This window comes from Advenella kashmirensis W13003 (assembly GCF_000506985.1).
GTDB lineage: Bacteria > Pseudomonadota > Gammaproteobacteria > Burkholderiales > Burkholderiaceae_B > Advenella > Advenella kashmirensis_A.
Window position 1 is genome coordinate 2,352,583 of sequence record NZ_KI650979.1, and the last position, 13,820, is coordinate 2,366,402.

General features: G+C 52.9%; 14 protein-coding genes. 12 read left to right on the forward strand and 2 right to left on the reverse strand.

Annotated elements, in window-relative coordinates; genetic code table 11:
- Nucleotides 1–34 precede the first annotated feature (34 nt).
- Complete coding sequence (locus tag W822_RS34725; RefSeq protein WP_024005253.1) at nucleotides 35–2,128, forward strand: catalase; 2,094 nt, start codon at nucleotides 35–37, stop codon at nucleotides 2,126–2,128.
- A 75-nt stretch (nucleotides 2,129–2,203) separates the two neighbouring features.
- Here the strand turns inward: W822_RS34725 and W822_RS45850 are convergent, their stop codons facing one another.
- Nucleotides 2,204–2,578: a helix-turn-helix domain-containing protein gene (locus tag W822_RS45850; protein WP_155848105.1), complete on the reverse strand. Its 375-nt coding sequence runs from the start codon at nucleotides 2,576–2,578 to the stop codon at nucleotides 2,204–2,206.
- Nucleotides 2,579–2,932: 354 nt separating this feature from the next.
- Here W822_RS45850 and W822_RS34730 point away from each other — a divergent pair, with 354 nt between their 5' ends.
- From W822_RS34730 to W822_RS34775, 10 genes are all read left to right on the forward strand, one after another.
- Nucleotides 2,933–4,303, forward strand: coding sequence for an acyclic terpene utilization AtuA family protein (locus W822_RS34730; RefSeq protein WP_024005255.1), 1,371 nt, complete (start codon nucleotides 2,933–2,935; stop codon nucleotides 4,301–4,303).
- Nucleotides 4,303–4,620 (forward strand): AtuA-related protein, encoded by a 318-nt coding sequence (locus tag W822_RS34735; RefSeq protein ID WP_024005256.1) that lies wholly within the window; start codon nucleotides 4,303–4,305, stop codon nucleotides 4,618–4,620. Before W822_RS34730 ends, W822_RS34735 begins: the two co-directional genes overlap by 1 nt.
- A 19-nt stretch (nucleotides 4,621–4,639) precedes the next feature.
- Entirely contained in the window at nucleotides 4,640–5,614 is a 975-nt protein-coding gene (locus W822_RS34740) for a Bug family tripartite tricarboxylate transporter substrate binding protein (protein WP_253272263.1), read from the forward strand.
- 62 nt (nucleotides 5,615–5,676) lie between these two features.
- On the forward strand, nucleotides 5,677–6,561 hold the full coding sequence (locus W822_RS34745; RefSeq protein ID WP_024005258.1) for a LysR family transcriptional regulator: 885 nt from the start codon (nucleotides 5,677–5,679) through the stop codon (nucleotides 6,559–6,561).
- A gap of 244 nt (nucleotides 6,562–6,805) precedes the next feature.
- On the forward strand, nucleotides 6,806–7,480 hold the full coding sequence (locus tag W822_RS34750) for an RraA family protein (protein ID WP_024005259.1): 675 nt from the start codon (nucleotides 6,806–6,808) through the stop codon (nucleotides 7,478–7,480).
- A gap of 1 nt (nucleotide 7,481) precedes the next feature.
- Complete coding sequence (locus tag W822_RS34755) at nucleotides 7,482–8,705, forward strand: pyridoxal phosphate-dependent aminotransferase (protein ID WP_031242722.1); 1,224 nt, start codon at nucleotides 7,482–7,484, stop codon at nucleotides 8,703–8,705.
- A 27-nt stretch (nucleotides 8,706–8,732) separates the two neighbouring features.
- Nucleotides 8,733–9,557: an ABC transporter substrate-binding protein gene (locus W822_RS34760; RefSeq protein ID WP_024005261.1), complete on the forward strand. Its 825-nt coding sequence runs from the start codon at nucleotides 8,733–8,735 to the stop codon at nucleotides 9,555–9,557.
- Nucleotides 9,558–9,575: 18 nt separating this feature from the next.
- A complete protein-coding gene (locus W822_RS34765) occupies nucleotides 9,576–10,280 on the forward strand; it encodes an amino acid ABC transporter permease (RefSeq protein WP_024005262.1) in 705 nt (234 codons plus the stop codon).
- An 8-nt stretch (nucleotides 10,281–10,288) separates the two neighbouring features.
- Nucleotides 10,289–10,984 (forward strand): amino acid ABC transporter permease, encoded by a 696-nt coding sequence (locus W822_RS34770; protein WP_024005263.1) that lies wholly within the window; start codon nucleotides 10,289–10,291, stop codon nucleotides 10,982–10,984.
- 9 nt (nucleotides 10,985–10,993) lie between these two features.
- Nucleotides 10,994–11,716, forward strand: a complete 723-nt coding sequence (locus W822_RS34775; protein WP_024005264.1) for an amino acid ABC transporter ATP-binding protein — start codon at nucleotides 10,994–10,996, stop codon at nucleotides 11,714–11,716.
- Here the strand turns inward: W822_RS34775 and W822_RS34780 are convergent.
- Nucleotides 11,706–12,614: a LysR family transcriptional regulator gene (locus tag W822_RS34780; protein WP_024005265.1), complete on the reverse strand. Its 909-nt coding sequence runs from the start codon at nucleotides 12,612–12,614 to the stop codon at nucleotides 11,706–11,708. The two genes, W822_RS34775 and W822_RS34780, sit on opposite strands and share 11 nt — an antisense overlap.
- A gap of 169 nt (nucleotides 12,615–12,783) precedes the next feature.
- Here W822_RS34780 and W822_RS34785 point away from each other — a divergent pair, with 169 nt between their 5' ends.
- Nucleotides 12,784–13,773 (forward strand): Bug family tripartite tricarboxylate transporter substrate binding protein, encoded by a 990-nt coding sequence (locus tag W822_RS34785; protein ID WP_051401671.1) that lies wholly within the window; start codon nucleotides 12,784–12,786, stop codon nucleotides 13,771–13,773.
- The last annotated feature ends 47 nt before the right edge of the window (nucleotides 13,774–13,820 follow it).

Sequence of the window (13,820 nt, forward strand, 5' to 3'; positions counted from 1 at the left end):
ATCATTATTCAAGTTCCGTTTTAAGGAGATGCTAATGAAGTCAAGTTCGAAGAAATCGGTTTCCCGCCCCGCCAAAGGTGCAAAAAAAAATGAAGTCGGCAACGCCGGCGAACCGCAGCAGCAGGCTGGGGGCACCCACCCGGTCATGACTACGCAGCAGGGCCTGGCAATCAGTGATAATCAGAATTCCCTGCGGGCTACGCCACGGGGTCCGACGCTGCTCGAAGATTTTGTTCTTCGGGAAAAAATCACCCATTTTGATCATGAACGAATCCCTGAACGCATCGTCCATGCCCGCGGGACGGGCGCTCACGGGTATTTTGAATTGACCCAGTCACTGTCGAAATATACGACCGCAAACATTCTGACCGAAAAAAACGTGCAGACGCCGGTCTTCTGTCGATTTTCGACCGTGGCTGGCGGCAGCGGTTCGGTGGACACGCCACGTGATGTACGTGGCTTTGCGGTCAAGTTTTATACCAACCAGGGCAACTGGGATCTGGTCGGCAATAACATTCCGGTCTTTTTCATCCAGGATGCGATGAAGTTTCCTGACCTGATCCACGCGGTTAAAATGGAGCCCGACCGTGGGTTTCCCCAGGCCGCCAGCGCACATGATACCTTCTGGGATTTTATTTCACTGATGCCCGAGTCCATGCACATGGTCATGTGGGCAATGAGTGATCGGGCCATTCCACGCTCATTACGCATGATTGAGGGTTTTGGTATTCACAGTTTCCGGCTGGTGAACAAGGAGGGCCAAAGCACATTTGTCAAATTTCACTGGCGTCCGAAAATCGGCCTGCAATCTACAGTATGGGATGAGGCGGTTAAACTGGCCGGCGCCGACCCTGACTTTCACCGTCGCGATTTCTTCGAGGCTATCCAGAATGGTCACTATCCTGAATGGGAGCTTGGCGTACAACTGTTTACACAGGAAGAGGCCGACGCATTTCCGTTTGATCACCTGGACTCCACTAAACTCATCCCCGAAGAACTGGTGCCGTTGAAAATCATCGGCCGGATGGTACTCAATCGCTGGCCGGATAATTTCTTTGCGGAAACCGAGCAGGTGGCATTCTGCCCGGCCAATATTGTTCCGGGTATTGATTTTTCCGACGATCCGCTACTGCAGGGCCGACTGTTTTCTTATCTTGATACCCAGCTGATTCGACTGGGCGGCCCGAATTTTACCCAGATCCCGGTCAATGCGCCCAAGTGTCCGTTTCATAATATGCAACGAGATGGCCATATGCAGACGCAGGTGTATAAAGGTCGAACTGCGTACGAACCGCAAAGTCTTGAAGCGGACAAGCCGCGTGCCAGCCAGAAGACGGGCTTTCACAGTGCCGCCGTGCAGGCAGAGGGCGTCAAGTCGCGCATCCGGGCCGACAGTTTTGCGGATCATTACAGTCAGGCCAGAATGTTTTTCCGTAGCCAATCCGAGACCGAGCAGGCGCACCTGGCGTCTGCGCTGGTTTTTGAACTCTCCAAGGTGGAAACAGAACATGTGCGACTGGCGGTGATCAGTCAGTTGCGTACTGTTGATGAAAGCCTTGCAAAGCGCGTCGGAGACGGGTTGGGGCTCAAGTCGCTACCGGCCGCCGTTGCGCCCTTTGTTCCGGTTAAGGATCTGGACCTGTCTCCGGCACTGCGTATTATCGATAGAATGAAAGATACGCTGGAGGGCAGGACTATCGGCATATTGGTCGCCGACGGTTCGAACAATGAAAGCATCGATGCCATGAAAAACGCAGTGGAGAAGGCCGGCGCCCAAGTAAAACTGGTGGCACAGAAACGTGGCGTGACGCTCAAGGACGGGACCTATGTGACGGCCGACGGCCAGCTTGCCGGTACGCCTTCCATCGTGTTTGACGGTGTCGTCAGTATTTTGCCGATGGCCGAAGCGGAAAAACTGGTCAACGAAGCGGCGGCAGTGGATTGGTTCCGGGATGCATTCGGACATTTGAAAGTGATCGCGGCCTGTAAGGGAACACATAAAATTCTGGAGGCGGCCGGCATTACGCCTGATGCGGGGGTTGTCGCTCCCGAGGATATCAAGGCGTTTATCAAACTGGCCAAAACGCGGCAGTGGGCGCGGGAGCCCAAGTTGCGCAACCTGGCTTGAATATTCATTTGTGATAATACTAATTAGTAATGTCACCACGGACGGTTTTCTTCCGTGGTGACATTATTTTTTTGATCAGGCTAACGAATCCCGGTCTGTAGCCAATTGCGGATCCGAATCGCTCGCCCGTGCGCCCGTGGCTGGCATGGGCTGATCAAGCGATTCCTGCAAGATCCAGCCTTTGTCCGTGTGTTGCATGACAAAATAGATCTTCTGATTCATGGTCAGCGCGCTGCTGTCCAGGCGTTTTACCCGTTCAGGTCTGTCCAGATGGACGGCGTACATGATGCGAATAAAGGTATCGGCGTGTCGGGGGATTCTGCTGGCCGATTCCCATTCCAGCAATTGTGATTCGGTCAGTGCCAGGCGTTTGCAAAGCACAGCTGACGATAAATGCAGTTCCGTGCACAAATAGCGAAACTCAGCGCCGGTCAACGGGATGCTTTTCACGCAAAGCGCGCTGCATAGGGTTCTTTTGAGGCCCTGTGGATTATGGACGATGACGCTCCTGCCATTTTTGGTCTCTTTTATCCGATAACCGTTCCTTAGCCACACGTTCTGCAGGCCGCCATCAACAAATGGATGCATCATCAATCCCAATGAGAAACGTTTGTGTAGAGGTCTTAACGAAAAGTATACAGGACGCAGGTTTAAATAAGACAAATTTAATACGCGTTTTTGACAAACGAACTGGATTGATTAATACAATAATTTTATGAATTGATCAAAACAATCAATTTATTTTTTCAATTGAAATTCAATAGAATAGATTGATAAATGATTTAAATAGCATCTGGAGGCAATATGCAAAGTTTATTGATCGGCTGTGGCGCAGGTTTTTCGGGCGACCGGATCGATGCAGCGCAGGCGGTCGTGAGTACATTAATTGCGCGTGAGCAACCGGCCGTGCTTATTTTTGAGATGCTGGCTGAGCGCACCCTGGCTTTGGGTCAGTTGGCGAAAAACCAGAATCCCGAACTTGGGTTTGAGCCACTGCTGGAGGAGGTGCTGGCACCGATACTGAAAGATTGTGTTGAGCATGGCATTCCAATTGTGAGCAATTTTGGTGCGGCCAACCCGGTCGCCGCAGCCAGAACGATCCAGGCACTCGCTCGGACACAGAATCTGGACGGCCTCAAAATTGCGGTTGTCGAAGGTGACGATATTCTTTCAAAAGTGGATCTTGCCGAAATGCAGATCTGGGAAGGCGATCGCGAACTGGCTACCGGGGCCGGTGCGCCCATCGCTGCAAATGTTTATTTGGGGGCGGCGGCAATCGCGCAGGCGCTGACCGACGGTGCCCAGATTGTGATTACCGGGCGGGTAGCTGATCCTGCCCTGACTGTGGGGCCTGCCATGGCTCATTTTAACTGGGATTGGCAGGACTGGGACCGGCTGGCAGCAGCCACACTGGCAGGTCACCTGCTTGAGTGTGGATCACAGGTGACGGGTGGTTATTTCGCGGACCCGGGTTATAAGGATGTTCCTGATGTGGCTCATGTTGGTTTTCCTGTTGCAGAATTATTTGATGACGGGAAAATCATGATTGGCAAGGCTGACAATACCGGTGGAACAGTCAATCTGATGACTGTGAAAGAGCAGATGCTGTATGAAATACATGATCCGGCCAGTTACCTGACACCCGATGTCATTCTTGATATCTGCGCCGTGCAGCTTGAGCAAATTGCGCCGAATCAGGTTGGGTTGACGGGCGCTCGCGGCCGGGCACGACCCGATACGCTTAAGGCGACGGTGTCATTCATGGGCGACTGGTTCGGTGAAGGCGAAATATCTTATGCCGGCCCGAACGCCGGCAAGCGTGCGTTACTGGCGGCGGACATACTGGGTGAGCGCGCGAAGCTGTTGAGCGAGCCATGTCGCTTTCGGTGCGATCTGCTTGGTGTGGTGAGCGTGCTGGACTCGGATGACGGGACCTTGCGTGCACACACGCCGGTAGAGAATGCACAGGACGTGCGCTTGCGGCTGGCCGTCAATGCACCTGAGAAAAGGACTGTCGAGCGTCTGATGCACGAGGTCAACGCCCTGTACTGTTGCGGTCCGGCAGGTGGTGGGGGCGTTCGCACTTCAGTCAAAAGCAGTGTGCGGACCGTGTCCTATCTGGTTCCGCGTGATCTTGTGCGGGAAAGCTGGCGCTATGTGTCGGGAGAGGCGTAATGACAAACACGATCAAACTGCATGAAATCGCGCACGCGCGTGCGGGGGACAAAGGCAATCGCCTGAATATCAGTCTGATTGCCTATGATGAAAAGCATTGGCCGCTATTGCTGGAACAGGTCAGTGCGGAAAAGGTCAAGGCATGGTTTGCTCATCGTGGCGCAACGCATGTGGTGCGCTACGAATTGCCTAATCTTAACGCCCTGAATTTTGTGATTGATAACGTTCTGGAGGGCGGCGTGAATACGAGCCTGAATCTGGACAAACACGGTAAATCAAATTCGTTCCGGTTGCTGGATATGCCGGTGCAAATATAAATAGAACAGGAGACATAAAATGAAAATGAAGAATTTCAAATACATTATTTCAACCGCGATCGCCGGCGTGGTTTTGGCGGGCAGTCCGGCCCTGGCGGCGTATCCCGACAGGCCGATCACGTTTGTGGTGCCGTTTGGCGCGGGCAGTGGTACCGATAAACTGGCCAGGGTACTGGCGGAAAATGTATCAAAACAGGTCGGACAGACGGTTGTGGTGGAAAACAAAGGGGGTGCCAGTGGCTTTATTGCAGCACAGGAAATTGCCCGCGCTAAACCCGATGGTTACCATATTTTCGTGACTTCCAACACGACCCATGCCAGTAACTCTGCGCTATTCAAAAAACTGCCTTATGATCCGGTCAAAGATTTCGCACCTATTTCCAAATTGGGCAATATTCCGCTGGTACTGGTGGTGAATCCCAAAAGCATTCCGTCCAAAACCGTGCCGGAATATATTGATTATCTGAAGCAGAATCCCGATAAAGTGTTTTTTGGCAGTGGCAGCACGTCGGCCAGGATTGGCGGCGAGCTCTTCAAAATCCTTACTGGTACCAAAATCAGCAATGTGGATTATAAAAGCAACCCCCAGGCTGTGGTCGATACCGTGGGCGGCCAGATCCAGATGATGATTGCCGATGCGGCGACCACTTTGCCACTGGCACGTGAAGGAAAGTTGCGGGCACTGGCGGTGTCAACCAGCAAGCGTACCGACATCGCGCCGGATTTGCCTACCCTGGACGAAAGCGGTGTCAAGGGTTATGAAATGGTCGCCTGGTTCGCCGCTTATGCGCCTGCTGGTACACCCGAAGAGGCGATCAAAATACTGAACCAGGCGTTCGTCAAAACGCTGAATGATCCGGCAATCGTGAAAAACCTGCAAATCCAGGGTATTGAGGCGGAATCGAGTTCTCCCGATGAGCTGGCCGCCTTCCAAAAAGCGGAAACAGAAAAGTGGGTCGATATCGTTGCCAAGGCAGGAGTTGAAGTACGATAGAGGGCATGAAGGCGGCCGCGTCAGGCGGCTCGCCTGTTCATTAACACCCTGATATTGCACTTGTGAATCTATCTGTCAAACATCTGAAAGCCTTCAAGGCGCTGGCCGGCGAGAAAAACTTTACCAAGGCGGCCAGTCAGTGTCATCTGACACAACCTGCACTCAGCGTGCTTATCCAGAACCTGGAGGAGCTGGTAGGGGCCAAATTGTTCGAGCGCAATACACGCAACGTAACGCTGACGCCGGAAGGGCGTTTGTTTGACGCGTTCGCCGATAAGTTGCTGGATGATTTCGAGCATGCGCTCAATGAATTGCAGCAGCATGTTTCCAAAAAGGCAGGTCACGTGATCGTAGCGGCCTTGCCATCTGTCACTGTTGGCAGTCTCATCCCGGCTGTTGCGCATTTCAACCGGATCTATCCAGGAGTGTCGGTCGCCTTCATTGATGTGACTGCCGACGAATGCCTGGCGCTGGTCAAGGCGCGCAAGGCGGATTTCGCCGTGACATTCGTTGGTGAAAATCATCCGGAGCTGGTCAGCCAGCCCTTGTGCTCGGACGCATTTTACGTCGTCTGCTCCATTGATCATCCGCTGGCCAAAAAAAAGAAATTGCGTCAACGCGATATGTTGCGCTTCCCCGTGATTCAATTCGTGCGCAGCACGAGTATCCGGCAACATCTGGATGCGTCTTTCTATCCTGAAAAACTGATAACGCAGATGGAAGTGGCTAATCTGTCGACGGTTGCCGGGCTGGTGGCCAATAATATGGGTATTTCAATTGTGCCTGGCTTATCGCTCTTCCTCTACACCAAGCCCAGCATTGCCATTATTCCTCTGGAACTGGAACTGCCTAATCGCATGATTTCACTCGTACAGTCGCGCGACCGGGTGCAATCGGTCGCAGCGCAGGCGCTTATTGCGCATTTGCGGGACACGATTCGTCATTAGGATTATCCCTAGGACTGTCTGCATCTGCATCTGAATCGCACCGGCATGGTGCAATTTGTTCTTTGGGTTCAACCCGTGAGGGAGAAAGGTTAACCTGATGAAGAATCAAAATAAATTCTGTCGCGGGAGAATGAATTGTGGTTGTTTAGGTGACTATATTCCTTTTTGGAATTGATAATAAGGCATTAAATTCCCTTTAAGAAAAAAACGACTCTGTGCATGATGTCAGCAAGGAGTAAAAATCATGACACAGCACACACTTTCAATCCAGATCCATCCGTCAAGCCCGGTGCTTGAACCGGCTGTTGCCGATGCCTTGAACGGGATCGTGACCCCCCATTTGAGCGATAACCTGCACCGGCAGGTTGGCGTGATCGGCTTGCAACGCTACAACCGAACAGGCAAGCTGGTCGGCACAGCAGTTACGGTGAAAACCCGTGCGGGCGATAACCTGTACATCTATAAAGCAATGACCATGCTCTCGCCCGGTCATGTGCTGGTCATTGATGCGGCTGGAGATATCAGTAATGCCTGCATAGGCGAAATCATGAAGAAGTATCTGCAGCAACGTGGGTGCGCAGGGGTGATTGTCAACGGCGCCATTCGCGACGTTGCCGCGTTCGAGAATGACAGCTTTCCATGTTATGCGCGGGGCAATGTCCATCGTGGGCCCTATAAAGAAGGTCCCGGAGAGATCAATGTGCCGGTCAGCATTGGCGGGCAGGTCATCCAGCCCGGCGACGTGATCGTCGGCGACGAAGATGGCATTGTCAGTTTCCCGCCGGCGCAGGCTAATGCCCTGATTGCAGCCGCCAGGGCACATGCCGAAAAAGAGGACAAAATCATGAATGAAATTGCGTCGGGCGCCAGTGAACAAAGCTGGCTGCATCCACTGCTTGTTGCCAAAGGGTTGTCATAAGATGAAAGAGCAGGTTGCAAACCAGCATCCATTGCTGGCAAGACGGATGCAGGTCATCAAGGCCTCTCCCAGTATGGCTGCGAAAAAGAAGGTCGATGCACTTCGCGCCGCGGGCAGGCACATCGTGGATTTCACTATTGGCGAACCCGATCTTGACACGCCGGAACATATTGCGAACGCAGCCGTCGAGGCGATTGGTCATGGTGCGACCAAATACACTCCGTCTGTAGGTATACGCGAGCTATTGCAGGCAGTCGCGGGAAAATTCGAACGTGAAAACGGGCTGTCGTACAGCCCCGATCAGCTCATTGTGGGAACGGGTGCCAAGCAATTGATTTATACGGCATTGGCAGCGACCCTGGACGAAGGGGACGAGGTCATTATTCCCGCGCCATTCTGGGTATCCTACCCCGATATGGTGGTCCTCAATGGCGGCAAACCGGTTGTGGTTGAAAGCACTGAACAGTCCGGCTTTAAAATTTCGGCCGCAGATCTGGAACGCGCCATTACGGACAAAACCAAATGGCTGCTGCTCAATAGTCCGAACAATCCCACGGGCGCGATTTATACGGAGACAGAGTTCGGCCAGATTCTGGCTGTACTTGAGCGGCACCCGCAGATTCACCTGATGATCGATGAAATTTACGAACACTTTAGTTACGACAGTGCATATGTGTCCCTGGCTTCGTATAGTGAAGACCTGAATGCGCGGACACTGTTGGTCAATGGCGTCTCGAAAGCCTATGCGATGACTGGATGGCGAATTGGTTATGCCGCCGGGCCTGCGTATCTGATTAAGGCCATGACGACACTGATATCACAAACGACATCGTGCGCCAGCGAACCGAGCCAGCGTGCCGCCGTCGCCGCACTGACTCAGGACCAGTCTTGTGTGCGCGAAGCTTGCCGGATTTTTCGGGAAAGACGCGATATCATTGTGCCCCTTCTGAACGCAATACCCGGCATCGCGTGTGCGGTACCGCAGGGCGCATTTTATGTTTTCCCGAGTGTCAACGGATTACTGGGCAAAAGAACGCCGGAGGGCAAGATGCTTGAAACGGACCTGGACGTGGTCCACTTCTTGCTCGATAGCGCAGGTGTTGCCGTACTCGATGGCAGTGCCTACGGAACGCCAGGATTCATCAGACTCAGTTTTGCAACCGATTTGGATACCATTAAAGAAGGATGCGAGAAAATCGCCTCTGTCTGCAGTCAACTTGTATAACAACTGATTATTTCAGGGAGCCTTATCATGAAATTGAACGCCATACTTACCTTTCTGCCTGTGATGCTGGCCTGCGCCAATGTCGCTCAGGCCAATGCGCTGGATGATATCAAGACGCGTGGCACCCTTGTTTGTGGAACGCTCGGGACGTCCGAGCCTTTCAGTTTCCAGGATCCGAAGACCCGTCAAGTTGTCGGTTATGAAGTCGATCTGTGCAAGGAAATTGCTGACAATCTGGGCGTCAAGCTGGATGTAAAAATGATCTCGGTCGCGGCGCGCATACCAGAACTCGTTGCCGGTCGTGTGGACGTGGTGGCCGCCAACCTGGGCTGGTCCGCAGATCGGGCAAAACAGATTGACTATAGTTATGCCGATTATGTGAGTCCGCAAAAAATTCTGATTCGGCAGGCCGACGCGGACAAATTGACAAAAACGGGCGATCTTTCCGGCAAGCGTGTGAGCGCGGTAAGCGGCTCGTCTTCGGAAGCGGGCGCCAAACGACTGATCCCCGATGTGACCACAGTCACGTTCAAGGACCCGCCCACGGCTTTTGTAGCACTTCAGCAAAAAAAGGTGGACGGCTTCGTGGGCTCTGAACTGATGCTGCTGAAGTTTCAGCAGGGAGCCGAGAAAACCCCGGTCAAGCTGACCATGATCAATGAACCGCTGTTTACTGAGCCATGGGGTCTGGGCATTAAAAAAGGCGAGAAAGCGCTGCTCGATAAAGTCAACGAAACCATGGCCGGGCTTGAGAGTTCCGGAAAGGCGCAGACAATCTTCGATAAATGGTTCGGTCCGCAAACTCAGTTTCATACTGAACGGGTGTTCAAGATGGAAGAAATCAAAGGCTGATGCAAAGATAGGCGGGATATGAACTACACCCTGGATTTTGCCTCGCTGCTCGACGGCGACTATCCTGCGCTGGTGCTGCAGGGCGTGCTTACCACGCTGAAAATGACGCTATTGGCGTGGCTGATCGCATTTGGACTGGGCAGCTTTCTGACGATATTGCGAACGCTCAATATCAGAGTCATCAATTATCTGATCGCGCTGTATGTCGCTTTTCATCGGAACGTGCCCATGCTGGTGCATATTCTGTTCTGGTACTTTGGCGTGGCTGCGATTGTGCCCGAAAGCGTCAACGATATGATCAATGTCATTGGCGGAGAGTTTTTCTACGCAACCGTTGCGATTGGCCTGGTAACCGCCGCCTATGTGTCGGAAGATTTACGCAGTGCCATCCGTTCGATCCCGCCGGGGCAAATGGAGGCGGCGCGAACGCTTGGACTCAATTATCTTCAGGCCATGCGCAAGGTGATCCTGCCCCAGGCATTTGTCGTGTCTATTCCCACGCTGACCAATCAGACGCTTCTACTGTTTAAGAATACCAGTCTGGCAATGGCGATAGGCCTGATCGAACTGACGGGCGCGGGCCGTGAGATTGAATCAGCCACCTTCAAGACATTTGAAATTTATCTGGTCGTGACCGTGATCTACCTGGCGATATCGCTGTGCCTGATGTTTATCGGGGCAGGTCTGTCCAGAAGGGCCGCTTTCAATGACAAACGGTCCTAGGAAATACCATGTTTGAAATTCTTTCCGATAACTGGCTGCTGTTGCTGGTGGGGCAGTACCCCCAGGGCCCGCTGGGCGGACTGGCAGCGACCATTCTGCTGGCGCTCGCCAGTCTTGTTCTGTCTTTTCCACTGGGTATTGTTCTGGCGTTGTGCCGGATAGGATCCTCGCGGATTCTGTACTGGCCGGCGACGGCTGTGGTGTACATCGTGCGCGGGCTGCCGCTGATCATGTTCATATTCTGGGCTTACTTTATGGTGCCCGTGATCATCAATCGGCCCGTTGCGGGCACGACGACCATGGTAGTCGCACTGGTCTTCTACGAAAGTGCATATATTTCAGAAATTGTTCGCAGTGGCATTCAGGCGCTGCCGGCGGGCCAGATGGAAGCCGGGCGTTCTTTGGGTTTGAACTATTTCCAGACGATGCGCAAAATCATTTTGCCGCAGGCGCTTTTCAATACCATTCCCAGCATTTTGAGTCAGTTTATTTCGACTGTGAAAGAAACATCTCTTGGCTTTGTGATCAGCGTTCACGAACTGACTTTTGCTGCGAGTCAGATCAACAATATTCTGCTGACCCGGCCATTTGAAGTGTTCGGGCTGCTCGCGCTGACCTACTTTTTTCTCAATCTGATTCTGACGGGACTGGTGAAGATCGTTGAAACGAGAATTCAACACAGCCGTATCGCCTTTCAGGGATAGGAGTTTTATATGATCCAGTTTAATAATGTATCCAAATGGTATGGTCGGTACCAGGCCTTGTGCGATGTGACGGCAACGGTCTCCCGGGGCGAGGTGTTGGTTGTCTGCGGTCCGTCCGGTTCCGGTAAATCGACACTGATTCGCACCATTAATCGGCTGGAACCAATACAGGGCGGCTCTATCGTGGTGGATGGCCAGGATGTTCATGCATGCAAGTCGATCGACGATCTGCGCAGTCATATCGGGTTTGTTTTTCAACAGTTCAATCTTTTCCCTCACATGAGCGTGCTGGATAATCTGATGATGGCGCCGGTGCTGTTGAAGCGCAATAGTAAAGCGGCTGCACGCGAGAAAGCTGTTTCGTTACTGGAAAGAGTCGGACTGGATCACAAGGCCGGCGCATTCCCAGGGCAGCTGTCGGGAGGCCAGCAGCAACGCGTGGCTATTGCCCGTGCACTGGCCATGGATCCGAAAATCATGCTGTTTGATGAACCCACAAGCGCGCTGGATCCTGAAATGGTCAATGAAGTGCTGCTGGTTATGAAGTCGCTGGCTACCGAAGGCATGACCATGATCTGCGTGACGCATGAGATGAACTTTGCGCGGGATGTGGCAGATAGGGTCTGGTTCATGGATGCCGGGGCCATTGTAGAGCAGGCGCCGCCTTCAGAATTTTTTACAAGCGCAAAGACAGAGCGGGCGCGCAAATTCCTGTCGGATATCAGGCATTGAACCCGCTCCCATACGGGATGCCGAAATTACATACGTCCTTGGCCAGCACCGCCACTTCCTTATATAGCATGGCGTTGGCATTTTTGGCGTACATGGCGCAATAAACAGATTTGGGTGGGGGTTTACTCGTTTTGAGTACGGTCAGTTTTCTGCTGGTGACCAGAGGATAGAAATAGTCTATCGGCAGGCAGCACACGCCGAACCCGGCCACGGTCAGTCCGGCCATGGCAAGCAGGCTGTTGATGGTGAAAATGTTCTGGTCGGCGGTGTACGGTTTGAGCCAATCGTCGTAGAGGGCATTCAGGCCGGACTCCACATCCTGGCGGATCAGGGACATTCTGGAAATGTCTTCGGGGGTGTAGACCCGGTCAGGGGTGATCAGATTCGGGCTGCCGACCCATTCGAATCGCACGTAGTCTAGCGGATATTGTTCGAGTAGCGGGGATTTAAATTCGTTGTGCAGGAATGCCATGTCGAGCTGTCCCTTCAACAGGCTTTGCTGCAATTCGGCGGCCATGCCGGTTTTGGGGCTGACAGTCAGCTTGGGAAAGAGGATGCGCAATTGCTGCATCAGATCGGGAAGCCAGGTCATGGCCGTAATTTCGGTGATGCCCAGACGTAAGATGCCCGAAAAGGTGTGATGCCCCTTGAGTTTCATGAGCATCACATCGCGCTGGGTCAGCAATTCGGAGGCCAGATCGACAATTTCCTGGCCCCTGGGGGTGAGGGTGGCTTTATGGCCGGTCCGGTCAAAAATACTGACGTCGAAATCGGATTCCAGTTCCTGGATGCGCTTGGTAATGGCCGATTGCGTCGTGTTCAAGCGTTGTGCTGCGTTGGCAAAACTGCCTAGTTGTACCACCCAATACAGGGCTTCGATTTGTTTGAATGTAAGCATCGAGGTTCAGGAGGGGAAGGAGCGCGTTCAGCAGTAATTGTAAACAGAAGGGCAAAGGCAAGTCTATATGTCCGACTGGAGCAGGAATATGCATTCCGCAGCGGTTTTTTAATTCAGTCGCAGATTGAAGTGCCCAATGAAGTTTTTTTATTATTCGGAGAGATAAATTATGAGACCAAACATCACATTAAAAACATTGTGTGTGCCCATATTCAGCGCGGTACTGGCGACCACGGTTGCCGGCATGGCCCGGGCCGGGACGTTTCCTGACCATGCCATCAAATTGGTCGTTCCCTGGTCACCGGGCGGTGCGACCGATGTGCTGGGACGTATTCTTGCAAAAGGCCTGACCGAGCAGCTCAAGCAGACCGTGGTGGTAGAGAACAAGGCGGGAGCAGGGGGCAATATCGGTACGACATCCTTCGTGCGTGAGAAGCCAGACGGATATTCGCTGCTCGTTGCCACCAGTTCAACCAACGCGGCCAATCCGCATTTGTACAAGCGTTTGGGTTTTGATGCAGAAAAAGATTTTGCACCCGTCGCGTTTGTGGCCAATATTCCGAATGTGCTTGAAGTGCCCAAGGGATCGAAATTTACCTCGGTGACGGATTTGATCCAATATGCCAAGGATAAACCTAGGGAGCTGAACTACGGCTCGGCCGGAGTGGGTTCCTCGCAGCATCTGGCAACTTCCCTGCTTCAACATATCACGGGCGCACAATTTACTCACGTTCCATACAAGGGAAGTGGTCCCGCGGTCAGCGACCTGCTTGGCAAGCGACTGGACTTTATGATCGACACCGGCTCCATGGCGCAAGTGAAGGGCGGTAATCTGACTGCGCTGGCCGTGGCCTCCACCAGGCGCATTCCTTTCCTGCCCGATGTACCGACGTTTGAAGAGGCTGGAATCAAAGACATGGTCGCTTCGGCCTGGTACGGTATTGTTGCGCCGGCCGGCACGCCACCCGAAGTGATTGAAACATTGAATAAAGCAGTCAACAACGCCCTGAAAGATCCGCAAACGCATGCGCAATTGGAAGGCATGGGCGCGCAGGTGGTCGAGGGCAGCAATTCATCCGCCGAATTTGCCGCGTTCATGCAGAGTGAAATAAAACGTTATGGTGAGTTGGTGCGGATGTCTGGCGCGAAACCCGAATAAGGTGAAGCGTTGTAAATGGTTAAAACAATGGATGGGCCTTCTGGTCG

Bases quoted from the DNA above. Each gene is read 5' to 3' on its own strand.
- W822_RS34735 (WP_024005256.1), top strand. From the start codon at position 4,303: ATGACAAACACGATCAAACTGCATGAAATCGCGCACGCGCGTGCGGGG.
- W822_RS34770 (WP_024005263.1), top strand. From the start codon at position 10,289: ATGTTTGAAATTCTTTCCGATAACTGGCTGCTGTTGCTGGTGGGGCAG.
- W822_RS34775 (WP_024005264.1), top strand. From the start codon at position 10,994: ATGATCCAGTTTAATAATGTATCCAAATGGTATGGTCGGTACCAGGCC.
- W822_RS34760 (WP_024005261.1), top strand. From the start codon at position 8,733: ATGAAATTGAACGCCATACTTACCTTTCTGCCTGTGATGCTGGCCTGC.
- W822_RS34730 (WP_024005255.1), top strand. From the start codon at position 2,933: ATGCAAAGTTTATTGATCGGCTGTGGCGCAGGTTTTTCGGGCGACCGG.
- W822_RS34780 (WP_024005265.1), bottom strand. From the start codon at position 12,614: ATGCTTACATTCAAACAAATCGAAGCCCTGTATTGGGTGGTACAACTA.
- W822_RS34740 (WP_253272263.1), top strand. From the start codon at position 4,640: ATGAAAATGAAGAATTTCAAATACATTATTTCAACCGCGATCGCCGGC.
- W822_RS34765 (WP_024005262.1), top strand. From the start codon at position 9,576: ATGAACTACACCCTGGATTTTGCCTCGCTGCTCGACGGCGACTATCCT.
- W822_RS34725 (WP_024005253.1), top strand. From the start codon at position 35: ATGAAGTCAAGTTCGAAGAAATCGGTTTCCCGCCCCGCCAAAGGTGCA.
- W822_RS34785 (WP_051401671.1), top strand. From the start codon at position 12,784: ATGAGACCAAACATCACATTAAAAACATTGTGTGTGCCCATATTCAGC.
- W822_RS34755 (WP_031242722.1), top strand. From the start codon at position 7,482: ATGAAAGAGCAGGTTGCAAACCAGCATCCATTGCTGGCAAGACGGATG.
- W822_RS34750 (WP_024005259.1), top strand. From the start codon at position 6,806: ATGACACAGCACACACTTTCAATCCAGATCCATCCGTCAAGCCCGGTG.